The 25200-nt window shown below is 71.4% G+C and carries 19 protein-coding genes; 8 read left to right on the top strand and 11 right to left on the bottom strand.

The genetic code is table 11. The features are described 5' to 3' along the window. The first annotated feature begins 65 nt into the window (after positions 1-65). Both LZ198_RS01385 and LZ198_RS01380 read left to right on the top strand, forming a co-directional pair. On the top strand, positions 66-917 hold the full coding sequence (locus LZ198_RS01385; protein ID WP_253970006.1) for a glycosyltransferase family 2 protein: 852 nt from the start codon (positions 66-68) through the stop codon (positions 915-917). Further along, positions 914-2371: a type III PLP-dependent enzyme domain-containing protein gene (locus LZ198_RS01380; RefSeq protein ID WP_253970005.1), complete on the top strand. Its 1458-nt coding sequence runs from the start codon at positions 914-916 to the stop codon at positions 2369-2371. Before LZ198_RS01385 ends, LZ198_RS01380 begins: the two co-directional genes overlap by 4 nt. A 58-nt stretch (positions 2372-2429) precedes the next feature. On the opposite strand, the gene LZ198_RS01375 is transcribed toward LZ198_RS01380, so the two are convergent. Together LZ198_RS01375 and LZ198_RS01370 are read right to left on the bottom strand one after the other, a co-directional pair. Next, a complete protein-coding gene (locus LZ198_RS01375) occupies positions 2430-3728 on the bottom strand; it encodes a carboxylate--amine ligase (RefSeq protein WP_253970250.1) in 1299 nt (432 codons plus the stop codon). Between the two features lie 460 nt (positions 3729-4188). After that, entirely contained in the window at positions 4189-5004 is an 816-nt protein-coding gene (locus LZ198_RS01370) for a methylase (RefSeq protein ID WP_253970004.1), read from the bottom strand. A gap of 92 nt (positions 5005-5096) precedes the next feature. Between LZ198_RS01370 and LZ198_RS01365 the strand changes: the two genes are divergently transcribed. The 3 genes from LZ198_RS01365 to thrS all read left to right on the top strand — a co-directional run bounded on the left by LZ198_RS01365 (position 5097) and on the right by thrS (position 9469). Then, positions 5097-6080 (top strand): hypothetical protein, encoded by a 984-nt coding sequence (locus tag LZ198_RS01365; protein ID WP_253970003.1) that lies wholly within the window; start codon positions 5097-5099, stop codon positions 6078-6080. Between the two features lie 60 nt (positions 6081-6140). After that, positions 6141-8006 (top strand): OPT/YSL family transporter, encoded by a 1866-nt coding sequence (locus LZ198_RS01360; protein ID WP_253970002.1) that lies wholly within the window; start codon positions 6141-6143, stop codon positions 8004-8006. Positions 8007-8266: 260 nt separating this feature from the next. Further along, positions 8267-9469, top strand: a complete 1203-nt coding sequence (thrS, locus tag LZ198_RS01355) for a threonine--tRNA ligase (protein ID WP_253970001.1) — start codon at positions 8267-8269, stop codon at positions 9467-9469. Positions 9470-9542: 73 nt separating this feature from the next. On the opposite strand, the gene LZ198_RS01350 is transcribed toward thrS, so the two are convergent. Continuing rightward, the gene (locus LZ198_RS01350; RefSeq protein WP_253970000.1) at positions 9543-9959 is read right to left on the bottom strand and encodes a CBS domain-containing protein; all 417 of its coding nucleotides are present in this window, start codon (positions 9957-9959) and stop codon (positions 9543-9545) included. 202 nt (positions 9960-10161) lie between these two features. Here LZ198_RS01350 and msrB point away from each other — a divergent pair, with 202 nt between their 5' ends. Continuing rightward, on the top strand, positions 10162-10584 hold the full coding sequence (msrB, locus tag LZ198_RS01345) for a peptide-methionine (R)-S-oxide reductase MsrB (RefSeq protein WP_253969999.1): 423 nt from the start codon (positions 10162-10164) through the stop codon (positions 10582-10584). Positions 10585-11779: 1195 nt separating this feature from the next. On the opposite strand, the gene LZ198_RS42815 is transcribed toward msrB, so the two are convergent. From LZ198_RS42815 to LZ198_RS01320, 6 genes are all read right to left on the bottom strand, one after another. Further along, positions 11780-11914 (bottom strand): hypothetical protein, encoded by a 135-nt coding sequence (locus LZ198_RS42815; protein WP_256559170.1) that lies wholly within the window; start codon positions 11912-11914, stop codon positions 11780-11782. Between the two features lie 185 nt (positions 11915-12099). Beyond that, on the bottom strand, positions 12100-16011 hold the full coding sequence (gene purL / locus LZ198_RS01340) for a phosphoribosylformylglycinamidine synthase (protein WP_253969998.1): 3912 nt from the start codon (positions 16009-16011) through the stop codon (positions 12100-12102). 256 nt (positions 16012-16267) lie between these two features. Then, positions 16268-17455: a Rossmann-fold NAD(P)-binding domain-containing protein gene (locus LZ198_RS01335; RefSeq protein ID WP_253969997.1), complete on the bottom strand. Its 1188-nt coding sequence runs from the start codon at positions 17453-17455 to the stop codon at positions 16268-16270. Between the two features lie 95 nt (positions 17456-17550). Continuing rightward, positions 17551-18849: a phospholipase C/P1 nuclease family protein gene (locus tag LZ198_RS01330; RefSeq protein ID WP_253969996.1), complete on the bottom strand. Its 1299-nt coding sequence runs from the start codon at positions 18847-18849 to the stop codon at positions 17551-17553. A gap of 98 nt (positions 18850-18947) precedes the next feature. Beyond that, positions 18948-19793, bottom strand: a complete 846-nt coding sequence (locus tag LZ198_RS01325) for a metal-dependent hydrolase (protein ID WP_253969995.1) — start codon at positions 19791-19793, stop codon at positions 18948-18950. A 34-nt stretch (positions 19794-19827) separates the two neighbouring features. Beyond that, a complete protein-coding gene (locus LZ198_RS01320) occupies positions 19828-21291 on the bottom strand; it encodes a hypothetical protein (RefSeq protein WP_253969994.1) in 1464 nt (487 codons plus the stop codon). Positions 21292-22008: 717 nt separating this feature from the next. Here LZ198_RS01320 and LZ198_RS01315 point away from each other — a divergent pair. Together LZ198_RS01315 and LZ198_RS01310 are read left to right on the top strand one after the other, a co-directional pair. Beyond that, entirely contained in the window at positions 22009-22569 is a 561-nt protein-coding gene (locus LZ198_RS01315; protein WP_253969993.1) for a DUF2378 family protein, read from the top strand. A gap of 27 nt (positions 22570-22596) precedes the next feature. Then, positions 22597-23691, top strand: a complete 1095-nt coding sequence (locus LZ198_RS01310) for a hypothetical protein (protein WP_253969992.1) — start codon at positions 22597-22599, stop codon at positions 23689-23691. Positions 23692-23704: 13 nt separating this feature from the next. On the opposite strand, the gene LZ198_RS01305 is transcribed toward LZ198_RS01310, so the two are convergent. Continuing rightward, positions 23705-24502, bottom strand: coding sequence for a hypothetical protein (locus LZ198_RS01305; protein ID WP_253969991.1), 798 nt, complete (start codon positions 24500-24502; stop codon positions 23705-23707). A 188-nt stretch (positions 24503-24690) separates the two neighbouring features. Then, on the bottom strand, positions 24691-25128 hold the full coding sequence (locus LZ198_RS01300) for a DUF2383 domain-containing protein (RefSeq protein WP_253969990.1): 438 nt from the start codon (positions 25126-25128) through the stop codon (positions 24691-24693). Positions 25129-25200: the final 72 nt, after the last annotated feature.

Genomic DNA, 25200 nt, shown 5'->3' with positions numbered 1-25200 from the left:
GCACGCACGATTGGCGACCGAGTGGTGGCTTCTCAGGCCCCGTCGCCAGCGCGTATAAGTCAGACATGTCCGCAATCGACGTTTCGGTGGTGATGCCCACCCACCGACGAGAGAAGGAAGTGGTGGAGGCCATCCGCTCGGTGCTCCGCCAGGAGGGGGTCCACGTCGAGGTCATCGTCCTCGACGACACCCCCGAGGGCACCGCGCGCGCCGCCGTCGAGGGACTCAACGATTCCCGCGTGCGCTACGTCATCAACGATCCTCCGTCCAAGGGCCGCCCCGCGCTGGTGCGCAACCACGGCGTGACGCTGGCCCTGGGCCGCTACCTCCATTTCCTCGACGACGACGACATGCTCGCGGAGGGCGCGCTGCACGCCATGGTGAGCGCGCTGGACGCGCGTCCGGACGCGGGCGTCGCGGTGGGCTGGGTGGTGCCCTTCGGAGACGACGCGGACTGGCTCAAGGACAAGAGCGAGTACTTCCAGTGGGCGGCCAAGGTGGGCGCCAGCACGCCGAACAGCGCGTGGACGGTGGCGCACATCCTCTTCCGCGGCACGCTCTACGTGAACTCGGCGTGCATGATCCGCCGCGAGCACTTCGCCCCGCTGGGCGGCTTCGACGCCACCATCCCCGTCTACGAGGACGTGGACTTCTACCTCCGGGGCATCCGCGCGTACGGCCACGTCTACGTCGACCGCCCCATCCTGCACTACCGCACCGGCCGCCCGTCGTTGATGCACAACCTGGGCAAGGACGGCACGCTGGTGATGCAGTCCAACGAAATCATCCACGGCAAGTACCGCCAGACGAACGGGGAGCTGGAGTACCGCATGATCCAGTTGATGATGCGCACGCTCCCGTTCGACCTCGCGAAGCGGCTGCCGCTGCGGCTGCCGAAGCAGGGCCGCGTCTCATGAGCCTCAAGAGCCGGCTGGTCGGGACGGCCAAGCGCCAGGTGAAGCAGACGCTGCGGCCGGTGCTCCAGCGGGCCATGGCGCCCGCGCGCACGCAGATTCCCGCGGCCTACTGGGGCCTGGAGAGCCGCCACGGCCAGGGCCTGTGCCTGGAGGGCGTGCCGCTCAAGGAGCTGACGCGCCGCTGGGGCTCCCCGCTGCACGTGGTGCACATGGCCGCGCTCAAGCGCAACGTGGAGCGCTTCACGGCGGTGCCCGCCGGACGCACCGCGGGCTGCGAGGTCTTCTACTCGTACAAGACGAACCCCATCCCGGGGGTCCTGGGCGCGTTGCACGGCCTGGGCGTGGGCGCCGAAATCATCTCCGCCTACGAGCTGTGGCTCGCGCTGAAGCTGGGCGTGGCCCCGGAGCGCATCGTCTACAACGGCCCGGTGAAGTCGGAGGCCTCCGTGCGCGAGGCCATCAGCCGGGGCATCCAGCTCCTCGCCGCCAACCACGCGGAGGAGCTGGGCACCTTCGCGCGCATCGCCGCGGAGGTGGGGCGCAAGCCCCGCGTGGCCCTGCGCGTGAGCACCGACAGCGGCTGGTCCGCGCAGTTCGGCACGCCCATCACCGGGGGCGCGGCGCTGCGGGCGTACGCGCAGGCGCGGGCCTCCTCGCACCTGGACGTCGTGGGCCTGCACGCGCACCGGGGCGCCCTCATCCGCACCGAGGGCGAGCTGACCGGCTTCGTGGAGGCGGTGCTCGCCTTCACGGACACGCTCTACCAGGAGCTGGGGCTGGACCTGGAGGTGCTGGACCTGGGCGGCAGCCTGTGCACGCCGTCGGCGGAGCACATCGACGAGCGCGACTGGCGCCTCAACCTCACCTTCTTCCGCGACCTGCCCGCGCCGGACCCGCACGCCGCGCTGGGCATCTCCCGCTACGTCGCGCTCGCCGTGGAGCTGGTGGAGGCGCACTACGCGCGCCGGGGCCGCCAGCGCCCGCGCATCTTCCTGGAGCCGGGCCGCGCCATGACGGGCGACACGCAGCTCCTGCTGGGCCGGGTGCACACCCTCAAGGAGGGCGAGGACCGCACGTGGGCGGTGCTCGACATGGGCGTGAACCATGCCGAGTGCGTGCGCAACGAGTACCACCAGCTCTTCCACGTCGACCGGCCGGACGCGCCGGCCTCGCGCGTGTACACGGTGGTGGGCCCCATCTGCACGCCGGGCGACACGCTCTACCACGCCAAGCGCCTGCCGGACCTGGAGGTCGGCGACACGCTGGCCATCATGGACGCGGGCGCGTACTTCGTGCCCTTCGCCAACTCCTTCTCCTATCCCCAGCCGGCCATCATCGCGCTGGAGGACGGACACGAGCGGCTGCTGCGCCGGGCGGAGACGTTCGAGGACCAGGTGGCCCTCGACGTCCCCACGGGAGAGGCGCCCGCCTCGGAGAAGCCGGCCGCGGCGTGAGCGGCCTCCCCCGCCCGCTGGCCGCGCGACACCACGCGGCCAGCGCGAGCGGCGCCCGCTACCGGTTGAGCACCATCATCCGCACGAAGGCGCGCGGGTGGCGCGCGGAGCCGTAGAGGATCTGCGCCAGCTCCACCGCGGTGGGCATCAGGTCGTCCGCGTCGATGAGCGGATCCACCGCGACCTCCCTGTTCTGCCCCAGCCACCGCCGCCACTGCCGGGCCTCCTCCACCGGGAGCGCGCCCGACAGCCGCTGGAGGTTGAGCAGCATCTCCAGCGCGATGCGGTTGCAGAACACCTCGCCCCGGCCCTTCCACGCCCGCGCGTGCTCGACCTCGCGCTGGAGCGACAACTGGTCGCCGACCGCCGCGTGGTAGGCGAGCAGCGGCAGCGGCAGCCCCCGGGCGATGTCGAAGCCCATCTGTCCGTAGTAGCGCGGGTTGAAGTCGATGAGCAGGAAGTCGTCCTTCGTCTGGATGAACTCCACCTCGAAGACGCCGTGGTAGCCCAGGCGCTTGCACAGCCGCTGGAGCCCCTCCGCCAGGTCGTCGCGCACCGGCGCGGACTCGAAGCACACCCCCACGCCCAACCGCCGGGGCCGCTGCAGCACCTTCATGGCGCCGCGCACCTCGAACAGCTCGCCCGTCTCGTCCACGAAGCCCGACAGGCTGTAGATGCCCTGCGCCGCCTCCGGGTGGAACTCCTGCACCATGGGCCGCGCCACCGCCGGGTCGAACTTCACCAGCATGGGCGCGTACCCGTCGCGCGCGAAGGCCCGGTACTCCTCGACCAGTTGCGACGGCTCCGCCACCGGCAGGCCCTTGCGGTGCGTGGAGTAGAGGATCTGCGTCGTCGGCTTGATGAGCACCGGGAAGCGCGCCTCGCGGGAGATGGCCTCCAGGTCCTCCTCCGACTCCGGGAACCAGGTGCGCGGCAGCTTCAGCCCCACCTCCTGGCCCGCCTCGAAGAGCTTGCGCTTGTTGAGCAGCCCGTAGACGGCCGCCACGCCCGGGTCGTAGAGGTGGAAGTAGCGCTTGAGCTCCGCGGCGTGCACGGACACCAGCCACGCCAGCTCGTCGCTCGTCGGGTACAGCACGTGCTGGAACGGCTCCTGCCGGCCGAAGTCCAGCAGCCAGTCCATGAAGGCCTCGGGCTGGGACTCCGGCGGACACTGCACGCGCCGACCCACGAAGCGAGACCAGCTCGCGGGCCCCAACCGGCCCGGGTCCGCCACCGTCACGGCGATGCCGTTGCGCCCGAAGCACCGCGCCGCGGCGAGGGTCCCGTAGAAGCTCGCGGAGAACAGCAGCGCGGACGGACGACCCTCCACGCGGGCCCGGGCCGCCGCCTCCACCATGACGTCTTCTGACTCCACCTGATGTGTCTCCAGTTCCTCGGCCTCCTCGAGCCGACGGGGACGCGGGGGCGTCCTGCGAACCGAGGCCGCGGCATTCGTAGCGGCGCCCGTTCCCGGGTTCGGCGCCGACATCGCGGAGCTCGCGGCGAGCCCGGCGGTGAGGAGGGAGAGGATGTGCCGTTTCATACGTTCAAGGGGTGCGTCGCGCGCGTTGGCGCGGAAGCCACCGCGTGCTCCCGGAGAAAGGACCGCCGGCAGAATACCCGCCCACCCCGCCATTTGCCCCTCCCCACTTGTCCTGGAAGTCGCCCGGGGCACGAATTCCCGCCCCGCTGGGGGCGCGCCCACCCGGGTGGGGTCCGCCGCGACGACCCCCCGCGGCGCGCGCCCACGGACGCGTCCTCGTTGGAACCCACACGGGCCTTCGCGCCACCGTGGCGCGACGGGCCAGCCGCGCGCGTCAGGGGGGGACACCCCCCTCGGGACGCCACACGAGGTAGCCCGCCTCGAGCAGCCACCGGTCCACGACCACGCCCCCCATGCGCGCCCCGAGCCTCGCGACGGACTCACCGAACGCCTCCGCCGGCGCGGTGTGCCCCGCCGCGCGCGCCTGTCGCCACGCCTCGGTCCATTCCTCGAAGAAGACGTGGATGGGCTCGCCGGGCCTCACCCGGCGGCGCAGGTCCCTCGGCAGCCAGTCCCGGAAGAGCACGGGCGCGAAGCCCTGCGCGAAGTCCGTCTGGAACAGCAGCGCCTCCCGCGCCGGAGGCGCGCCGGCATCCTCACCGCGACGCAGCAGGTGCGCGGTGAGCACCGAACCCGTGGGGTCGCAGCTGCCCTCCACGACGAGGCCCGAGGGCAACACGGGCCGGGCCAGCGACTGGTGCGCCTGGGGCACGCGCTCGGGAGGCCCCTGGCGCAGCAGGTTCATGGCGCGCACGAGCCGGGCGGGCTCCTCGTCGGAGAGCGGCAGCGTGAAGCCTCCCTCGCGGAAGTGCGTGCGCGCGTCCGCGTGGACCTGGGCCGCCCGGGCGCGCGCCGGGTCCAGCTCCACGCCGACGACGGCCAGCGTCGGGTGCAGCGCGCGGAACGCCGCGGCGCTCTCCAGCGTCGTCCACGGATGTTCGCCGAAGCCCACGTCCACGAAGGCGGCGCGCGCCCACGGCCCGTCGACGCGCGACACGAGCTCGCGCTCGAAGCGGCACAGGTAGGCGTCGAGCGCCCTCAGGCGACCGGGCGCGGTGCGCCCCCGCGTCCTGGCATCCAACGTGGACATGCCCCGCTCTTCGACGAGCCCCACCCTCCCCGTCAAGCACCCCCACCCCGTATTCCAACCGGTGCGCGGCCCCCGCTAGGCTGCGGGACACCGTGAGCACCGCCGTCCCCACCTGCCCTGGCTGCCAGGCGCCCCGTGTCTCGGGGCCGGAGTGCCCCCGCTGCGGCGTCATCTACGCGCGCGCCGAGGCCCGGGCCGCGCGGCTCGCCGAGCAGGCGCGCGCCCGTCCGACGCCCGCCCCCGAGCCGCCTCCCGCCATCGACCCGGCCTGGCTGGCGCCCCCGCCGGACCTGCGGCCGGACGTGCTGCCCGCGCGGACGGCCGACTGGGACGTGGCCGCCGACGACGCGACGCTCGAGCTGAAGCTGCGGCTGGCGGCGCTCCCGGTGGCGCTGCTCGTCGGCCACGTGCTCGCGACGGGCTCGGCGCGCTTCGTCGCCCGGCTGTTCACCATGCCGCTGCACGAGCTGGGGCACGCGGTCTCCGGTTGGCTGTGCGGCCTGCCCTCCATGCCCACGCTGTGGGTCACGTACACCGCGGAGTCGCGCTCCTACGTGTTCGCCGCGGTGCTGGCCGGCGCGCTCGGGGCCCTCGCGTGGTGGGGCTGGAAGCTGCGCCGCCACGCGTGGCTGGCCTGGGGCGCCAGCCTCCTCGGCCTCCAGTTGGGGTGCACGCTCATGCCGCTGTGGCGCGCCGAGCAGCTCGTCATCTTCGGTGGGGACGCGGGGATGATGGTGCTGGGCACGGTGCTGATGGCCAGCTTCTACGTCCGGGAGGACGGCTACGTGCGCCGCCAGGGGCTGCGCTGGGGCTTCCTGCCGCTGGGCGCCCTCGCGTTCTGGGACGGGTTCCACACCTGGTGGTCGGCCCGCACGGACCCTTCGGAGATTCCGTTCGGGGAGATGGAGGGCGTGGGGCTGAGCGACCCGAGCAAGCTGGTGGAGGACCACGGCTGGGCGGAGGCGGACCTCATCCGGCGCTACCTCGTCGTGGGCGGGCTGTGCCTGGGGGTCCTCCTCCTGCTCTATGGAATCCAGGTCGCCCGCGCGCGGCCCTGGCTCACGGCCCGCCGCTAGGGTCGCGACGACGTCCCGGGTTGTGACACGGCCCGGGAACACCGCTACCCTGCCGGGTCCATGGCTCAGTCCGCTCCACAGCTCCCCCGGGAGCCTGCCCCCTCGTCCTCCGCTTCCGAGTCCAACGCCGTGCAGACGCGCTTCGCGTGGCTGCCCGAGGTGGGCACCTGGAAGTACCACCTGCTGCTGTCCGCGGTGGCGCTGCTCATCCTCGGCCCGCTGGGCGGCATCGCCGCCTCGTACATGAACTTCAGCGTGGGCTTCTTCGTCGGCGGGCAGGTGCTGGCGGGCATCCTGGGCAGCGCGGTGACGTACGGCTACGGCACGGAAGGCAAGCACGGCGCCAACTACATGCAGACGATGGCCGCGTCGGTGGCCTCGCTGTGCGCCATGTCGGTGCTCATCCAGGCCATGGTGTGGATGGGCATGCAGCTGCCGCCCGCCTGGCACCTGATGCTGTTCGTGGGCTGCGTGGGCATGTTCGCCGTGGGCGTGGGCATGCTCTACACGCCGCTGCTCGTGGACCGCCTCCAGCTCGACTACCCGTCCGGCTACGCGGTGGCCAACATCCTGCGCGCGCTGACGGACAAGCGCCTGCTCAAGATCTCCATCTCCAAGCTGGGCGGCGGCACCGCGCTGGGCGCGCTGGCGGCCTGGGCGACGGAGAAGGTCGCGGTGGTCGCCTCGCTCGGCACCAGCGCGGCCACGGTGGGCGCGGGCATGATCGTCGGCAGCCGCATCACCGTGCCCGCCATCCTCATGGCCGTGGCCGGCGCGCTGTCGCTGCCCACGCTGCGACAGATGGGCTGGCTGGGCGCGGAGGACCCCTTCCGCAAGGTGGGCTTCCTCATCGGCCTGGCGATGATCTGCGGCGCGGCCGTGGTGGACCTGTCGGTGCTCGCGGTGCAGTACACGGCCCGCGTGCGCGCCCGCGCCTCGGAGGCGAGCACGGGCGAGGAGCCGGCGTGGAAGAAGGTCAACATGCCGCGGCTCATCGCGTGGATCCTCCTGTGGGGCGCGGCCACGCTGGTGGTGGGCACCACGGTGCTGGGTCAGCCCGCCGGCTGGCTCCTGTTCGGCATGGCCCTCGCCCTGCTGTTCGTGCTCATCAACGGCATCTCCTACGGCATCACCGACCAGAACCCCATCTCGAGCGCCTTCGTCAGCTCCATCATGTTGATGTCGCTGATGGGGCTGAAGAACCCGCTCGTCGCGCTGATGGCGGCCACCATCCTGCTCATCTCCACCTCCGTGGGCTGCGACATGCAGCAGGACCGCTCCACCGGCTGGCGCCTGGGCACCAACCGCAACATCCAGTTCCGCTACCAGGTCATGGGCGTCACCATGGGCGCGCTGCTGTGCGTGGGGCTCGCCAAGGTGTTCATGACGGCCTACCCCGCGCTGACCATCAACCAGCTCGACAACCCCAAGGCCGAGGTCGGCCAGTGGGGCTCGGCCATGACGTACAAGCTGGTGGGCGCCATCCGCGACCTGGGCTCGCTCTCCGACGCCAAGGTGCAGGCGCTGCTGTTCGGCCTGGCGATCGGCTTCGTCGTCCAGGTGCTGCGCAAGCTGCTCCAGCGCCACCAGGGCTACCAGCGCTACATCCGCGGCTCCAAGGCGGGCTTCGCGCTGGGCTGGACCATGGACTCGCTGCTGCTGGCCAGCCCGTACGCGTCCTCCTTCGGCGGCTTCGTCGCCTTCCCCGTGGCGCTGTGGTTCGGCGGGGGCGGCATCATCGCCTCCCTCTTCAACACGTTCACCCAGCGCGGTGACGCGGCGAAGGCCGCCGGCAGCCCCGGCGAGGGCGAGGCCCTGCCCGAGGACATGAGCACCATGTCCCTGGTGGGCGGCGGCCTCATCGCCGGTGAGTCGCTCTTCTTCCTCATCGCCGGCCTGATTGGACTCGCCTCCCTGCTCGCCTGAGCGCGGGCGTCGTCCCGGAGGTCGACTTGACTTTCGCCGGGCTCGCGCGCACCTTGTTGCGCGTGAGCCTCGTCATCTTCACCACCACGACCACCCGCACCACGACTCGCTACGGCGGGTGTGGAGCGGTGCGCGTCGCGAGGTGAGCTGACGACCGCACGGCTTCCTGCCCCGCCAACTCCGGCCGGGGCAGCCGTGCACTCACTCAGTGCTCCGTCCGGACTGGTGTTCCACCCATTCCACGACACGGAGACACTGAGATGCTCGACGAACACGACCACCGCGCGCTGGGCCAACGCCTGGACCTCTTCCACCTGCAGGAGGAGGCCCCGGGCATGGTGTTCTGGCACCCGCGCGGGCTGATGCTGTACCGCATGCTGGAGGAGCACGTGCGCCAGCGCATGCGGCGCGAGGGCTACGAGGAAGTCCGCACGCCGCAAATCTACGCGCAGCCGCTCTGGGAGCGCAGCGGCCACTGGGAGAACTTCCGGGAGAACATGTTCCTGGTGGAGGACGGCTCGCGGCACCTCGCCGTGAAGCCCGTGAGCTGCCCCGGCCACATCGAGCTGGTGCAGCGCATGAACCCCAGCTACCGCGACCTGCCCCTGCGCCTGGGCGAGTTCGGGCTGGTGCACCGCAGCGAGCCCGGCGGCGCGCTGCACGGGCTGTTCCGCCTGCGCCAGTTCACGCAGGATGACGGGCACATCTTCTGTGCCGAGCCCCAGGTGGTGGACGAGGTCGTCGGCTTCGCCCGCTCGCTGCGCGAGTTCTACGCGGACTTCGGCTTCGACGACGTGCAGGTCGCCTTCTCCGGGCGGCCCGCGGCGCGCGCGGGCGGCGACGACGTCTGGGACAAGGCCGAGGCCTGGCTCCTGGACGCCGCGAGGCAGGCGGGCCTCGAGTGCAGGATGCAGCCGGGCCAGGGCGCCTTCTACGGGCCCAAGCTGGAGTTCGTGCTGAAGGACCGGCTGGGGCGCGAGTGGCAGTGCGGGACGATCCAGCTCGACCTCGTGCTGCCCGAGCGCTTCGACCTGCGCTACGTGGACGCCTCCGGCGCGAGAGTCCGTCCGGTGATGCTTCACCGCGCGCTGCTGGGGAGCCTGGAGCGCTTCATCGGCGTGTTGCTGGAGCACCACGGCGGCGCGCTACCGGCGTGGCTGGCCCCGCTGCAGGTGGTGGTGGCGCCGGTGGGAGAAGTGGCCCAGGACTCCGCGCGGCGCTTCGCCGAGCGGCTGCGGCGGGCCGGCTGCCGGGTCCAGTTCGACGGGCGGGGCGAGTCGCTGTCGCGCAAGGTGCTCGACGCGCGCCAGGCCGCCGTCCCGTTCGTGGTGGTGGTGGGCGAGCGCGAGGTGCAGGCCCAGCAGGTCCGCCTGCGCCTGCGCGACGGCGCCCAGCGCGACGCGGGTTGGGATGACGCGCTCGCGGAGCTGGTGTCGGCGTGCCGCCCGGCGGCGGACGCCTGAGCTGACTCGACGGGGTGGAGCCTGGCTTCCCGCCGGGCTCCACCCCGGACTCCCGTGAGGAACACGGCCAGGGCTAGGCGTGTCCCAGGTGCTCCAGCACCGCGCCCGCGCGAAGGACCTCGGTGGGAACGGTGGCCAGGTCGTCCAGGCTGAGGATGCCCAGCGGCACCCGGTCGCCATCCACCACGACCAGCCGACGCACCATCTTCTGTTCCATCAACTGCTCGGCCTCGTCCAGCGTCGTGTCCGGCGAGCAGGTGATGAGCGCGAACGTCATGCACTCGCGCACGCGCGTATGGTCCGGGTGTTGTCCCAGCGCCGTGGCGCGGACGGTGACGTCCCGGTCCGTGAGCATTCCCACCAGTTGGCCACCCTCCATGACGGGCAGCGCGCCGATGTTGCATGTGCGCATCCGCAAGGCGGCGACGCGCAGGGTCTCGTCCGCCTCGATGGTCTCCAGGTTCTTGGTCATCAGCTCATCGACTCGCATGACACCTCCGCTGATGGGGGGCCTCCGGCTGCAATCTAGGAGTCGGGGTGGCTGGGATGCCCGGAGCCACGGAAGGGCTGGAGGAAGGGGAGGCTATCGGCCGGGCGGCCTCATTCCGGGTTGGCCAGCGAGCGCGACGCCCGGGCAGGATGCGCATCTGAGAGATTCCCGGGTACGGCCCGGACAGAAGGAGCCAGACGGCATGGTCGACAAGCTCAACCTCACCGACGCGCAGTGGCGCCAGCGCCTCACGCCGGAGGAGTACGACGTCCTGCGCAGGCACGGCACCGAGCGCCCCGGCTCGGGCTGCTTCCTGGGCACCAAGGAGCCGGGCACCTACGTGTGCGCCGGCTGCCACAACCCGCTCTTCAAGGCGGGGACGAAGTTCGAGTCCGGCACGGGCTGGCCGTCGTTCACCCAGACGCTGGGCCCGGACTCCGTGCGGGAGATCGAGGACCGCACCTACGGCATGGTCCGCACCGAGGTGCGCTGTGCCCGCTGCGACGGCCACCTGGGGCACGTCTTCCCGGACGGTCCCCCGCCCACCGGGCTGCGCTACTGCATGAACTCCGTGGCGATGAAGCACATCCGCGAGGGCGAACCCATCCAGCTCGTCCAGGCGTGAGGCGGGCCCCGAACCCGGGGCACTGGAACGCCACGGGCCCGGCGATGGACTCCAGCGTCGGGCCCGTCGTGCATCGATGGGCAACTCGGGGTTCGCACCCGACGGTGGTATCGCTTGTAGACGGCCTTCCAGTTGCCAAACCGCTCCGAGAGGTCCCACCACGGCCCCCGGTCTTCACGCGATACATCACCGCATTGATTCGGACCTCCTCCATCTGCGGGGAGACACTCGCGGCGAGCTAATGCCCTTGGACCTGAACCCTGCGCCTGAGGACCGGGGCTGGAGACACCGACGACTGGGGCGAGGTCAGACCGTTCCCCGGTCACATCTGCATGTCGGAATAGACCAAGGCTTACAGAAACAACGCAGTTCTTGAATACGTTCCCAAAGAACAGGATCCGGACGTTCCCACGGACGCCGGCCCCTCGAAGACTCGATACGCTGCCGGTTCATGGAACCAGCGAACATCGTGGTCGTAATACGCATCTCCCCGCTCACGCATCCCGGCCTCCCGAGCCTACGACCTGCTGAGCTGGCTACGCCAACGTGGGTAATCGCGAAACAGGCTCCATGTACTCCTGCGCTCCGCAGCACCAGCATATTGCCGCTGCGCCGCTGGCCCATTGTTGGGGACGAGCTATCCGCGACTGAAGACCTCATGGGGCCGGCAAAAGCAGCCAGCTTTCAATACACAAAACCAGAGCAGCCAGACTCCGGGTGCTGAAATCCCGAAGCGGATTCTCCCAATCGTGCCCGCGAATAAGCACTGCACGATATACCCCGTCTGGATCTTCTCCAGGATACCACCCAGCGTCGACCAGTAGCTGCCGTCGTGGAGCCCGCAGCAACACAAGATCCTCTTGGAAATGAATCCAGAATCCAACGTCATTGGCAGCCCCTCCGGGCTCAAGCTGCACGAGTTCGTTGAATTCAACCATCCACCCTCCGGGAATTCTGAGCGCCTGACGCAGAGGCTGGCCCGTCGTAGTGTTGAACGAAGTCACAATCTCCATCCCCGCTCTCGTGCATCTCCGATGACCCACCGGACCTCTGACGATGAGGCTCGCGTAGTCATTGTACGGCACCGGATTTTCGAGACACCAGACTGGTCGTAATCAGGATGCCAGTTTCGAGAGCAGCAGCTTCCAGGCCTGGAGCTGCGTCAGGACTCCCCCTACACCAGGATCTTCTCCCGTCACTCGCACAACACCACCGCCGTGGCGCCCGTCTCCCGTGGGAGCACGTCGAACCCCTCGTTCTCGAGCAGCCGGAGCACAGCTTCCCTCCTGCCGAGGTAGGCAGCACGTTCCTCGTCCAGCGGGGCATTCATTGACTGCCCTTGTCCACGTCTCAGTCCAGGAGGTACGCGGCTTCCTCTGGGCGCTCCACCTGCGCACCACCGTTCCGCTGGCGCACGTCCTCTCATGGAGTCACTGGCGACGGCACCACCAGGCCGTCGCCATGATGCGCCATGACCGGTCCCGTGGGACTCGACTCGAACTACGACCGGAGGACTCAGCCCAGCCAGGCGCGGGCGTTGCGGAACATCCGCATCCACGGGCTGTCGTCCGCCGTCCACTCCCGGGGCCGCCACGAGTGCTGCACGTTGCGGTGGACACGCTCCGGGTGAGGCATGGTCACCGTGAAGCGACCATCCCGCGTCGTCAGCCCGGCGATGCCGTGGGGCGAGCCGTTGGGGTTGGCGGGGTACGTGCCCGCCACGCGGCCCTGGTTGTCCACCCACCGCGTGGTGACGAAGCCCAGCCCGTCGACGCGCGCGGCCTCGGCGGCGTCCGGGAACTCCGCGCGTCCCTCGCCGTGCGCTACCGCGATGAGCAGCCGGCTACCCTCCATGCCCCGGTAGAAGAGCGACGGCGTCTTCGAAATCTCCACCGTCCCCAGGCGCGCCTCGTACTGCTCGGAGGCGTTGCGCACGAAGCGCGGGAAGTGCTCGGCGCCCGGGATGATGTCCTTCAGGCCGGACATCATCTGGCAGCCGTTGCACACGCCCAGGCCGAAGCTGTCCGGCCGCGCGAAGAAGGCGGCGAACTCGTCCCGCGCGCGCGGGTTGAAGAGGATGGACTTGGCCCAACCACCGCCCGCGCCCAGCACGTCGCCGTAGGAGAAGCCACCGCAGGCCAGCACGCCCTGGAAGTCCTTCAGCGACACGCGGCCGGCGAGGATGTCGCTCATGTGCACGTCCACCGCGAGGAAGCCCGCGCGGGTGAACGCCGCCGCCATCTCCTGCTGGCTGTTGACGCCCTGCTCGCGCAGCACCACCACCTTCGGCCGAGCCCCTCGGGCGACGTACGGCGCGGCCACGTCCTCGGCCGGGTCGAACGTCAGCACGGGAGACAGGCCCGGGTCGGCCGGGTCGCACTTGGCCGCGTACTCCTGCTCGGCGCAGGTGGGGTTGTCGCGCAGCTTCTGGATTTCGTGACTGACGCGGGACCAGGTGCGCCGCAGCGCCATCGTCCCCGCGGACAGCACCACCGCCGCGCCGCGGCGCACGCGCACGTCCAGCCCGACCGTGGGCCGGCCCAGCGCGTGGCAGTGCGGCGCCAGGCCGTGCTGCCCCAGCACCTCGCGCACCCGCGCCTCGTCCGCGGCGCGCACCTGCACCACCGCGCCCAGCTCCTCGTTGAAGAGCGCGGCCACCACGTCGCCGCCCAGGGGCGCCACGTCCACGTCCAGGCCGCAGTGGCCCGCGAAGGCCATCTCGCACAGCGTGGCCCACAGGCCGCCGTCGGAGCGGTCGTGGTACGCCAGCACCCTCCCCTCCGCGTTGAGCGTCTGGAGGGCGGAGAAGAAGCCGGCGAGCAGCGCCGGGTCCTCCACGTCCGGGACCTCCGGGCCCACCTGCGCGTGGGTGTGGGCCGCGACAGAGCCGCCCAGCCGCTGCTTGCCGCGCGCCAGGTCGACGAAGAGCAGCCGCGTGTCGTCACCGGGCGACACCAACTGGGGCGTGAGCGACTTGCGCACGTCCAGCACGGGGGCGAAGGCGGAGATGATGAGCGACACCGGGGACGTCACCGCCTTGCGGGCGCCGTCCTCCTGCCACACGGTGCGCATGGACATGGAGTCCTTGCCCACGGGGATGGTCAGCCCCAGGGCCGGGCACAGCTCCATGCCCACCGCCTGCACCGCGGCGTAGAGCTGGGCGTCCTCGCCGGGACTGCCCGCGGCGGCCATCCAGTTGGCGGACAGCTTCACGTCGGACAGCTTGCCGATGCGGGCCGCCGCGATGTTGGTGAGCGCCTCGCCCACCGCCATGCGCGCGGACGCCGCCGCGTCCACCACCGCCAGCGGCGTGCGCTCGCCCATCGCCATGGCCTCGCCGGTGGTGCTCGTCACGGAGGACAGCGTCACCGCGCAGTCCGCGACGGGCACCTGCCACGGGCCCACCATCTGGTCGCGCGCCACCATGCCGGACACGGAGCGGTCACCGATGGTGATGAGGAAGGACTTGTCCGCCACCGTCGGGTGGCTGAGCACGCGCTCGGCCAACGCCGGGACGTCGGCGGGCAGCGACAGCGGCGCGGGCGACAGCGGACGCGACTTCGCGTCGCGGTGCATGCGCGGCGGCTTGCCGAACAGCACGTCCATGGGCAGGTCGATGGGCGCCTCGCCCAGCCGCGAGTCCGACAGCTTCAACACCTGCGCCTCGGTGGCCTCGCCCAGCACCGCGAAGGGCGCGCGCTCGCGCTCGCAGAAGGCGGCGAAGCGCGCGAGGTCCTCGGGCGCCACGCCCAGCACGTAGCGCTCCTGGGCCTCGTTGCACCAGATCTCCACCGGGGACATGCCCGGCTCGGCGTTGGGGACCGCGCGCAGCTCCAGTTGGCCGCCCAGGTCGTTGTCGTGCGCCAGCTCCGGCAGCGCGTTGGACAGGCCGCCGGCGCCCACGTCGTGGATGGAGCGGAGCGGGTTCTGGTCGCCCAGCGCGCAGCACAGGTCGATGACCTGCTGGCAGCGTCGCTCCATCTCCGCGTTGTCACGCTGCACGGAGGCGAAGTCGAGGTCCGCCGCGCTCGCGCCCTGCGCCATGGAGGAGGCCGCGCCGCCGCCCAGGCCGATGAGCATCGCCGGGCCGCCCAGGACGATGAGCTTGTCCCCCGGACGCAGCCGCCCCTTTTGCACGTGGCCCGCCCGGATGTTGCCCAGGCCTCCGGCGATCATGATGGGCTTGTGGTAGCCACGCACCTCCACGCCGTCCGGCGTGGACACCTGCGCCTCGTAGCTGCGGAAGTAGCCGGCGAGGTTGGGCCGGCCGAACTCGTTGTTGAAGGCCGCGCCGCCCAGGGGGCCGTCGACCATGATGTCGAGCGCGGAGACGATGCGGTCCGGCTTGCCGTAGGGCTGCTCCCACGGACGCTCGTAGCCGGGGATGCGCAGGTGGCTGACGGTGAAGCCCGTCAGGCCCGCCTTGGGCTTCGCGCCCCGGCCGGTGGCGCCCTCGTCGCGAATCTCGCCGCCCGCGCCCGTGGCCGCGCCCGGATACGGGGAGATGGCGGTGGGATGGTTGTGCGTCTCCACCTTCACCATGATGTGGGCCGGCTCACGCACCGTCCCCCACTCGCCCGTGTCCGCGTCCGGGAAGAAGCGGTCCGTCTCGTAGCCCTCGATGACCGCCGCGTTGTCCTTGTACGCGGACAACACGCCCTCCTTGTTGCGGGCGTAGGTGTTCTTGATGGCCTGGAAGAGCGAGCGCTCCTGCGGCTTTCCGTCCAGCGTCCAGCTCGCGTTGAAGATCTTGTGCCGGCAGTGCTCGCTGTTGGCCTGCGCGAACATCATCAACTCGACGTCCGTGGGGTTGCGCTTCAGCTCGGTGAAGCGGGCCACCAGGTAGTCGATCTCGTCGTCCGCGAGCGCCAGGCCCAGCGCGCCGTTGGCCGCCGCCAGCGCGGCGCGGCCTCCGCCCAGCACGTCCACCGTGGTGAGCTTGCGCGGCGAGTGCTCGGCGAAGAGGACGGCGGCGTCCTCCATCCGGCCGAGCACCATCTGCGTCATCCGGTCGTGGAGCACGGACGCCAGGGACTCGGCCTCCGCCGCCGTGAGCGCGCGGCCCTGGGGACCGGCCACGAAGTACGCGGTGCCCCGCTCCAGCCGGCGCACCTGGTCGCCCAGGCCGCAGTTGCGGGCGATGTCCGTCGCCTTCGAGGACCAGGGGGAGATGGTGCCCGCGCGGGGCACCACCAGCAGCAGGCTGCCGGAGCACTCGCGCACCACCTCGCGCGGGCCGTACTCCAGCAGACGGTCGAGCTTCGCCTGCTCGTCGGACGACAGGGCCGCCGAGGCGTCGAGGAAGTGGACGAACTCCGCGTAGACGGACGACACGGAGGGCACCTGCTCGCGACACCGGGCGAGCAGCTTGGCGAGCCGGAACTCAGAGAGGGCGGGAGCGCCGCGCAGGATGTGCATGCTGGACATGGGATAGGGGGGTGTGGCCCTGGGTAACAGCCGGGGCGTCCTTATCACCGTGTCTCTCGCGGGCGGGGACAGACTTCGCGCCGGGCCGCTCGCTGTCCGGACGGACAGGGGGCACGGTGGGAGTCACCCACACGTCAGAGCCTGCACGACCTCCCACGAGAGGCAGGGAAACACGGCAACCCGCACGGTCCGCCGGGTCGCCGTGTCACGAACCGCTCACACGGGCTCATGTCTCCGAGAAGCCCCCGGGGCCGCGCTACCCGCCCTTGCCGGCGGCGGCGGGCGCGGCGGCCGGAGTCGACTCCCGGGCCTTCGCCCACAGCGCCAGCAGCTCCGCCTCGCGCTCCGGAGGCAGGCCCGCACGCGGCCTGGCCCTGCGGTCCTCGGGCAGGCCCTTGAACCACGCCAGCGTGTCTCGGACGGTGACGTCGACGGGACGGAAGCGCAGGCCCGCCTTCACCGCCTTCGCGTTGGCGCGCAGGTGGGTCCCCGCGCTCGCGCCGGCGGGCGGCATGTAGATGGGCAGCCGCACATCGCCCGTCTCGCCATTCTTCTCGAGGAAGGCCGCGGGCACCCACGTCACCTTCGTGTCCTTGCCCGACACCTTCCGGCACGTGTCGAGCATCGCGCCCATCGTCCACGCCGGCCCCGGCCCCACCGCGTTGAAGACGCCGGTGACGTGGCCCTCGATGAGCAGCACCAGCCATTCGGCCAGGTCCCGCACGTCGATGATCTGCAGCGGGTCCTCCGGAGTGCCGGGCGCGAGCATCTCCCCTCCCCGGTCGAAGCGCACCGGCCAGTAGGTGAAGCGGTCGGAGCGGTCATCCGGCCCGACGATGTAGCCCGGGCGGATGTTGGCCACGCGCCCCGGCATCGCCGCCTCCGCGGCCTCCTCGCACGCGCGCTTGAGCCCGCCGTAGAACTCGTAGTCCTTGCCCATCTCCTCCACGGTCGGGTCCGCCAGCGTCGCCGTGGGGCCGGACTCGTCCTCGTGGGGCGTCTTGTCGCTGGCGTACGCGGAGACGCTGGAGATGAACAGGTACTGCTTCACGCTCGGCGCGAGCAGCGCCGCCGACGCGCGGACGAGGCGCGGGTAGTAGCCGGACGTGTCCACCACCGCGTCCCACTTGCGGTTGCGCAGCGCCTGGAGCCCCTCGTCCTTGTCGGGGTCCCGGTCTCCTCGCAGCTTCTCCACGTCGGGGAACAGCTCCGGGCGCGTCTTCCCCCGGTTGAAGAGCGTCAGCACGTGGCCCCGCGCCCGCGCCGCCTCCACCACCGCGGGCCCCAGGAAGCCGGTGCCTCCGAGGATGAGGATGCGCTTCTTCGGCCCCTTCCGAGGCGAAGCGGCCTTGCCGCCGGACGCGGCGTGGACGACGGGACGCAGCGCGAGCAACGACGCGCCCGCGGCGAAGTACTGGAGGAACTTCCTGCGGGAAGTGGACATGGCGACACGGCCTCTGGGGCTGCGGTGCACACGGGGGGACGTGCGCCACAACGCGCGTCACCGCCGCCCATTCCCGAGCCGCCCACCGCGTCCGCTCAGGAGTCGCCCCACGCCATGCCGAGCCCCAGCGTCCACGCGACCCCATGGCGCCATGGCCCCGTCGGTGGATTCAGTCCCAGGTAGCGCACGTCGAGGCTCGCGATGAGCGGCGCGTTCAGCAGCGCGTGGACCCGCAGCCCCGCCGGAACCCCCAGGCGTGAGCCACTGCTCCACGAATACAGCCCCACGCCCGCGACGGCCCGCATGTCCAGGGCCAGCTTCGGCCCCGGCCGCCAGGTCCACAGCGGCGGCGACAGCAGCGACAGCGACGTGGACGACTCCGGCCGGGGAGCAAGCCCGCCGCTCGCGTCCTTCATCCAGTCCAGCGACAGGCCCAGCGCGTGCGGCAGGGGCATCGACGCACGCACGCCCACCATGTACGAGCTGCCCACGGAGTCCCGGCTCAGCCCGCCGATTCCCTGCACCGACAACTCCGGGGCCGGACGATAGGGCCGCGCGGGAGGCGCGACGGAGCCGGGCGCGGCGACCGCCTCGAACTGCCCCGCGGCCCACTCGAGGAAGGCGCGCGTATAGGCCACCGCCGCGGCGGCCCGGTCCGCCATGAACGCGTCGTAGACCTCGCCGGACACGGGATGCCGCTGGCCCCGCCAGTCCACCGCCGCGCGGCCGAAGGCGTTGCCCACCGCGCCGTAGTCCCCGAACGCGCCCGGATGACCCGGGGCGGGCTCCGCCCAGAAGGCGCTCCAGGGAATCGACACACCGTCGTCCGTCGTCAGGGATTGGGTCCGCACCGCCTCCAGCGTCTCGCTCGCGTGTGCGTGCTGCGCCTCCGCGCCGGACATCGGCGCCAGCTCGCGCGGGGGGAGCCGCGACAGCGCGTAGCGCAGCCCCCAGTCCTCGAAGCCGTCCGACGCGGCGTGGCTCACCGGCACGACGTGCGGCGGCGAGCCCACGTCCTGGATGTGGTGGGCGAGGTGCCCGACGCGGTCCCACGCGCGCGGCAGGTTCCCCTCGCGCGCCGCCTCCAGCGCCTCCTCCCAGAGCAGGCGCACGCGGGCGTCCGCGCCCTCCCGCACCAGCGAGGGGAGCGGCCCGTCCGGGCGGTAGTAGTGGTGCCAGCCCGTCCACTTCACGTGGAGGTTGAGGTCCTCGGCCGTCGCGCCGTGCAGCACGGACGTCCGGTACACCTCGAGCGCGCGGGGCCCGCCGGCGTCGAGCGACCGGTCGATGGCGGCGCGCATCAGCGCACCGTGGTCCTCGGTGGAGAACGCCCGCGCGCCAGGCGACAGGCCCAACGTCACGACCAACACGAAGAGGGACGAGAAGCGAAGCACGGGAGCGAGCAAACCACGTCCGGGCACCCGCGCGCTCAGGGAAGGAGGCCCCCGCGTCCGCTCGCCGGCCCCCCGCCGGCGACACCACGACGGAGGCCCTACGCCGCCTCCGCCTTCGGCTGGGGCGCGTCGTACATGGCGAGGTAGGCGCGCGCGACGTGGAGGTTGTCGTCATCCAGCGGGTGGAAGGAGGGACGGAGGTACTCCTTCAAGCCCCGCCACAGCACGCGCTGGAGCACCGGGTCCTTGCGGTGGGCCTGGCGCAGCTCGCGCGTCACCCCCACCCAGCCCAGCCCGGGCTCCTGGCGCAGCAGCGTCACCGTGGCCAGGAACCAGAAACCGAACAGGGCCGCGACGCCGATGAGCATCCCCAGCACCCGCAGCCCGTAGCCGGGCGCCACCTTGCGCAGCACGTCGAACGCCACGGACTTGTGTTCGATTTCCTCCGCCGCGTGCCACTCGATGAGGGCGCGCATGGCGGGGTGGCTGTCCGCGAACACGCCCAGCGTCAGCGTGTCCGAGCCCATGATGGCCGTGTAGTGCTCCAACGCGGCGGTGATGGCCAGACACAGCGCGGGCGGGAGGTAGCGGTGGATGACGTCCCAGACGATGCGGTGGAACACGCGCATGAAGCCGGAGACGTCGAACCCCTGCGACTTCAGCAACTCGATGTAGTCCTGGTGCTCGTGGGCGTGCTTGCCCTCCTGCGCGAAGAACGCCTTCACCTGCACGCGCAGGTCGGGGGTGTCGTCCAGGCGGGGGAGGTAGTGGTTGACGCTGCGGATGAAGAACCGCTCACCCTCCGGGAACAGCATGTTGAGGCCGTTCCACAGGTGCGTCGAACCCACGCCGTTCTTGTGCCAGATGCGCGGATAGTCGGGGGAGAAGGGGAACTTGAGATGCAGTCTCGGGAGGATGCGTGCAGGGTCTGGGGGGGCGACCATGTTGGGGGACTCCTGCTCCGGGGGGGACGGAGGGTTACCGCAACGACGGGGGAGGGGGACGGGTCCTGCGGAGCACCTGGGGCGCCAGTTCGGCGCGGAAGGCGACGAGTCGCTCGCGCGCCGTGAAGGGCCCGCTGCCGGCGACCGCCGCGAAGAAGCGTTTGCGCACACCGTTGCGCGTCCTGCACAGCACCTCCGTCACGCAGAGGGCCACCCCTCCTCCCACCGCGGGGAGGGGGCGCATGGTGTTGAAGTAGATGGGCGTCTGCGCCGCCAGCGCCGCCTCGTCCTCCACCTCGACGGTGATCTTCGACAGGAGCGCGTTGCCCGCCAGCGCCGTGGCCACCTGGCGCAGGCCCGGCGTGAAGGCGAAGCCGTGCGTCGTCATCGACGGGAGCCACCACGGCAGCGACGGCGAGTACAGCGTGGAGAAGATGTCGTCCAGCACGCCCCCCGCCCCCCGCGTGCGCGCCAGGAGGGTGGACACCTGCTCCGGTGAAATCTCCCCGTCGCGCGTGCGCGCCGGCACCACCGCGATGCGGATGCGCCGCCACGCGCGCTCCACGTGCGCGGGCGAATCCGGCAACACCGGCACCAGCATGGTGGGGTTCTGGCTGCGCAGCAGGCCCGCGCCCGAGCGCTCCAGGGCCGTCAGCGTCGCGCACGCCAGGTTGCGGAAGTCGATCCGCTCCGGCAGCTCCACGCGCAACAGCGGCGTGGGGTCCTGGGGGCCCGTGAGCCACTCCCCCGCGTCCTCGCGGTCCGCGCGACGCGGCAGCGCGGCCGCCACCCGCCGTGACAGCTCCATCATCGCGGAGCCATCCATCACCAGGTGGTCGAAGGCCAGCTCCAGCGACCCCGTCGTCGGGTCCACCCGCGCGCCCAGCCAGGCGCTCGTCGTCAGCAGGTGTGACGTCCAGGCGCTGTCCCCGCGGCCCGCCACGTCCACCACCACCTGGGGATGCAGCCCGTCCCGCCGCGCCTCCGACAGCGAGCACGGCGCCACGGCCGTCAGGCTCGCCGCCACCGCCTCTGGCGTCAGCGCCGCGTCCTCCAGAGGCAGGCGCGCCACCACGAAGCCCCCGCTCGCGTGCGTGAGGGCCACGGTGAGCACGCCGTCGTCGGTGGCCGGCTGACGCGGATCCAATCCCTCGCGCTCCAACCCCGCCAGCCAGACATCCGTGGACTGGTTGTAGCGCAGCCCCCGACTGTCCCGGTGCCAGCGGGCCACACACGCCAGGAGCGCCGGTGCCCACGCCTCCCCGGCCGTGTCCACGCCCAGCGGCTGCACCGTCATCATGATGCGTCGCGAGCGAGGCTCCGTGGACAGGAAGCGCTCCCACGTCGTCAGCGACTCCACGACGCTCGACGGACGGCTCGCGGGGAACAACTGCTGCACACCGTCGCAGAAGCCCACCAGCGCCGACAGCGAGAGCCGGGCCACCGGGAGGAAGTGCGGGAACTTCTGCGACACGGCGTCACGGATGCGCGTGAGCACATCCTCACCGCGGAGCACAGCGAACGAAGGGAAGGAACCGGAACCGTCCATGGCACGTGTCCCGCGCAAGCCCGCCGTTGGGATGACCCACCGCATCGGCCGTGCATTCTAGCGGACACTCTCCTCTCGCGGTGAGGCTCTCTGACGAGAAGCGCGCCCACGGGTGATGAGCGACTCATGCCTTCACGCCCTCCCACCTGGCGTCCAGGTGAACCTCGTGGATTGCGGCGCGGAGTCTCACCACGACGCACGCGCAGCGAGGCTCACGTCGCTCCAGCGCGCCTCGGCGCAACGTGGTCAGAGACTTCCACCCTCAACGGCTGGGGCCGCGCGCCCTCCGCCATCAAGCGCACGCAACAAATGCACGCGCACGCGACGCATGCCGCTGGAGCACCGCGCCACGGCGAGGTGTCCGGTTCCACGACCGGCCCACGCCTCCAGCGCCTTGGCCCCAGGTGCCCGTCTCCAATCACAGCCGCGCCCGCGCGCCGAGGTGCCTCCTGGCGGCCATGGCCACATGTCGCATCCATGCATCGTGGATGAGCCTGCATCGCGGCGCGAGCACGCGTGGTGATGTCGACATCCCGGACGCGTGCTCGCGCGAGGCGCCCCACCCCCCAGGGCACGTCGAGAGGACTGGCCTCCGGACGTCGGCTCCGTGGAGAATGCGCCGCCGCTGGGGGGTGGGTCCCCCGGTCTCATCGGGGACACGAGCGCATGAGCCAGGAGCGCGTCATCTTCGGCAACACCGTCGACAGCCTCTACCTGAAGACGCTCGACAGGGACCTGTCCTACGAGCTGCGCTCCCAGTTGAGGACGCTCGGGATGGACCTGGATGGGCCGCTCCAGGCCGCGTATCCGCACACGGTGTGGGTGGCCTGCCTGGACGAAGTAGGGCGCACGCTCTACCCGGACCGTCCCCTGGAGGACGCACGGAGGCAGTTGGCGCGGCGGATGATCGAAGGCTACGCCCAGACGGTCATGGGCGCCGCCGTGCTCACGCTCGCGCGGGTGCTGGGCCCCATGCGCTCGCTGGGCCGCATGACGCACAACTTCCGCAGCGGCAACAACTTCACGGAGACACGCGTCACCGTCGTCACCCCCACCACCGCCGAGCTCTGGTTCAACGAGCCGGAGGCCACCGAGGGCTTCGTGGAGGGCGTGCTGGAGGAGGGGCTGCACCGCATCGGCGTGCGGGGGCTGACCATCACCCGGACCCGCCACGACCCCGAATCCTGCACGTACCGGTTGGAATGGTACGACCCGTCGGCGCGTTGAGCGCGCCCCTTCCATCAGGAACGCCGCATGCCTCGTCTCATCGACACCCTGCCCGCGCTGTATCGGGACCTGCTCCCCGCCTTCTACCGACAGGACGTGCCCGAGGAGACCAAGGCCACCTGCTCCCACTGCGCCATGTGCCGCGACTCCGCCACCGGCGCCGTCGACGCGGTGGATGGCGTCAGCCGCTTCTTCCGCGCCGACACCAAGTGCTGCACCTACTTCCCGCGCCTGCCCAACTACCTCGTCGGCGCGCTCCTGTCGGATGACCGACCGGAGCTGGCCGAGGGGCGCCGCCGCATGGAGGCGCGCATCCAGGGCCGCGTCGGCGTGACGCCCCAGTGGGTGAAGCCCCCGGCGAAGTTCAACTTCCTCTACAAGAACGGACACCAGTTCTTCGGCCGCGCCGCGTCCCTGCGCTGCCCGTACTACGCGGAGAAGACGGGCGGCTGCACCATCTGGCCCTACCGCGAGGCCGTCTGCTCCACCTTCTTCTGCAAGTACGTGGCGGGCGCGGACGGGCGCCGCTTCTACATGTCGTTGAAGACGTACCTGACGCTGGCGGAGATCCAACTGTCGCGCTGGACCGCGCTCCAGCTGCTGCCTGACTACATCCTCTCCGGCAAGGACCGCCCGGAGCTCCAGCCCGCCCCGCTCGAGGTGGAGGACCTCGACGACGCACCCCCGCCCCCCCGGACGTACGCGGCCCTGTGGAAGGAGCACGAGGGCAAGGAGCTGGACTACTTCCGCGCCTGCTACCGACTGGTGCGCGAGCTGCCCGCGGAGGGGCTGGAGAAGCTGCTCGGGCTGGATGGCGTCATCGAGCAGCGCACCGTCGAGAAGCTGTTCGAGACGGCCGTCTCCCCCACCCTCCCACGCACCCTCAAGTTCAACCCGGACGCCACGGTGCAGTGGCTCCCGGATGGCTCCGTCGCCCTGGGCGCGTACAGCGACTTCGACGCCGTGGCCCTGCCGGGCGAGGCCTACGGCCTGCTGGTGGAGTTCACCGGCCGCGTGCCGGTGGAGGCGGTGCGCCAGCACCTGCGCGAGCACAAGCAGGCGGACCTCTCCGAGGACATCCTCCTGGAGCTGCACCGCCAGCGCATCCTCGTGGAGCCCTGAGGACGGGAGCGCGCTACCGGGGGCTGGAGAGCGCGCCCAGCTCCTGGAGCAGCCGGCTGGAGGCGTGCGCCTCGCGCCACGCGGGCACGGACGCGGAGAGGTGCTCCGCCAGCCACGCGCAGAAGCCCGGGTCGCCCGCGCCCAGCCACGCGGCGGACTCGGACAGCTCCGCCTCGGCGGACTCCCACGCGCGGCGGTACGCGCTGGCCGCGGCCATCACCTCCGTCACCGCGTGCGTGAAGGCGTCCAGCGCCGCGCGCAGCTCCAGCGCCGCGCCGGGCTCCGTGCCGCGGGACTCGCGCAGCCGCCCCAGGTGCAGCAGCAGGCCCTGCTCGAGCGCCGCCGTGGTGCCCAACCGCGCCTGGGCGCCACGCAGCAGCAACTGGAGGTCCTCGTTCAGCTCGCGCTGCAGCTCCTCCGTGGAGCGCGCCACCGGACGCCCCAGCCGCGTGCAGACGGCCTGCCACAGGTTGCTGAACGCCTGCAGCTCGCTGACACCCCGGCGCACGTGCGGAGGAATCCGGTCCAGGAACTCCAGCGACGCGGCGCGCGCCGCGCCACTCAGCGCCCCCGGGCCCTTGGCCAGTTGCAACAGCTTCCACGCCCACGGCAGCACCTGCTCGGTGGCCCGGAACAGCGCCTCGCAACTGGCGCTCAGCGCCCCCGCGTGGCTGCCCTCCTTGAGCGCTGCGGGCGACTGTTCGGAGTCGCTGCCCGACGGTGTCGCCTCGGTCCGTGTCACCCGCTCCTCCGGGCGCGAGCCCTCACCGGAGCCCTGGTCGCGATCCGATGAGCTGTCGTCCAGCCACATGCATCTCCTCCAGCCTCGTCGGCGGACTGCCGGTTATTGCACGCCGTCCCACCAACCTCCAGGCTCCACACCGTCTGGACGCGGAGTTTGGCCCCGGACACAGGGCCGACGGGCCGCTCCTCGACCAGACGATGTGGGCGGGACTGGAAGATGAGGCCCTCAGCGGAATGCGGAAGTGGCCCACGCGCTCAGTGAAGCGTGTGTTTCAGGTGGCTGAGCTTCTTGTGGGTGCTCTTCTGCGCGGGCAGCAGCTCCATGCGCACGAAGCGTCGCAGGTCTCCGTGCACCTTGTCCGCGTCGCGCTCGTAGTCATGGAGGCCGTGGTCCTCGCCCTCCTCCAGCGCGGAGATGGCGGCGTTCTCCCCCAGCACGTCCGCGCCCCCTTGGACCAGCTTGGAGAACGTTCCCCAGACACCAGAGCCATGGGCCGGTTCGCCATCGAGCTGCCGGATTCGCTCGCGCAGCGCCTCGACACGCCGCTCGTGGTCCCGCTGACACTCCTCCAGGGTCCGCCGCCGCACGTCGTCGGAGACGTGGGGCATCGCCATCCGGTACGTCTCCACGGCGGAGATCTCCCCCCGGAGGAAGGAGTTGAGCGTATCGACGTCCTTGCCGGTCTGCGCCATGAGTGGGCTCCTCTCGGTTCGTGGAACGAGTCCTGGAGGCAAAGGTGGTGTCCGCCCCGCGCCCGGCAACGA

Origin of the sequence: Myxococcus dinghuensis (assembly GCF_024198235.1) — a bacterium.
GTDB lineage: Bacteria > Myxococcota > Myxococcia > Myxococcales > Myxococcaceae > Myxococcus > Myxococcus dinghuensis.
The sequence above is the reverse complement of the archived record's forward strand: the minus strand, read 5'-3'. Positions and strand labels throughout refer to the sequence as shown.

What these genes read in the sequence shown, in the direction of transcription:
- LZ198_RS01385 (WP_253970006.1), top strand. Translation starts at nt 66, where the DNA reads ATGTCCGCAATCGACGTTTCGGTGGTGATGCCCACCCACCGACGAGAG.
- LZ198_RS01380 (WP_253970005.1), top strand. Translation starts at nt 914, where the DNA reads ATGAGCCTCAAGAGCCGGCTGGTCGGGACGGCCAAGCGCCAGGTGAAG.
- LZ198_RS01375 (WP_253970250.1), bottom strand. Translation starts at nt 3,728, where the DNA reads ATGGTGGAGGCGGCGGCCCGGGCCCGCGTGGAGGGTCGTCCGTCCGCG.
- LZ198_RS01370 (WP_253970004.1), bottom strand. Translation starts at nt 5,004, where the DNA reads ATGTCCACGTTGGATGCCAGGACGCGGGGGCGCACCGCGCCCGGTCGC.
- LZ198_RS01360 (WP_253970002.1), top strand. Translation starts at nt 6,141, where the DNA reads ATGGCTCAGTCCGCTCCACAGCTCCCCCGGGAGCCTGCCCCCTCGTCC.
- thrS (WP_253970001.1), top strand. Translation starts at nt 8,267, where the DNA reads ATGCTCGACGAACACGACCACCGCGCGCTGGGCCAACGCCTGGACCTC.
- LZ198_RS01350 (WP_253970000.1), bottom strand. Translation starts at nt 9,959, where the DNA reads ATGCGAGTCGATGAGCTGATGACCAAGAACCTGGAGACCATCGAGGCG.
- msrB (WP_253969999.1), top strand. Translation starts at nt 10,162, where the DNA reads ATGGTCGACAAGCTCAACCTCACCGACGCGCAGTGGCGCCAGCGCCTC.
- LZ198_RS42815 (WP_256559170.1), bottom strand. Translation starts at nt 11,914, where the DNA reads ATGAATGCCCCGCTGGACGAGGAACGTGCTGCCTACCTCGGCAGGAGG.
- purL (WP_253969998.1), bottom strand. Translation starts at nt 16,011, where the DNA reads ATGTCCAGCATGCACATCCTGCGCGGCGCTCCCGCCCTCTCTGAGTTC.
- LZ198_RS01335 (WP_253969997.1), bottom strand. Translation starts at nt 17,455, where the DNA reads ATGTCCACTTCCCGCAGGAAGTTCCTCCAGTACTTCGCCGCGGGCGCG.
- LZ198_RS01325 (WP_253969995.1), bottom strand. Translation starts at nt 19,793, where the DNA reads ATGGTCGCCCCCCCAGACCCTGCACGCATCCTCCCGAGACTGCATCTC.
- LZ198_RS01315 (WP_253969993.1), top strand. Translation starts at nt 22,009, where the DNA reads ATGAGCCAGGAGCGCGTCATCTTCGGCAACACCGTCGACAGCCTCTAC.
- LZ198_RS01310 (WP_253969992.1), top strand. Translation starts at nt 22,597, where the DNA reads ATGCCTCGTCTCATCGACACCCTGCCCGCGCTGTATCGGGACCTGCTC.
- LZ198_RS01305 (WP_253969991.1), bottom strand. Translation starts at nt 24,502, where the DNA reads ATGTGGCTGGACGACAGCTCATCGGATCGCGACCAGGGCTCCGGTGAG.
- LZ198_RS01300 (WP_253969990.1), bottom strand. Translation starts at nt 25,128, where the DNA reads ATGGCGCAGACCGGCAAGGACGTCGATACGCTCAACTCCTTCCTCCGG.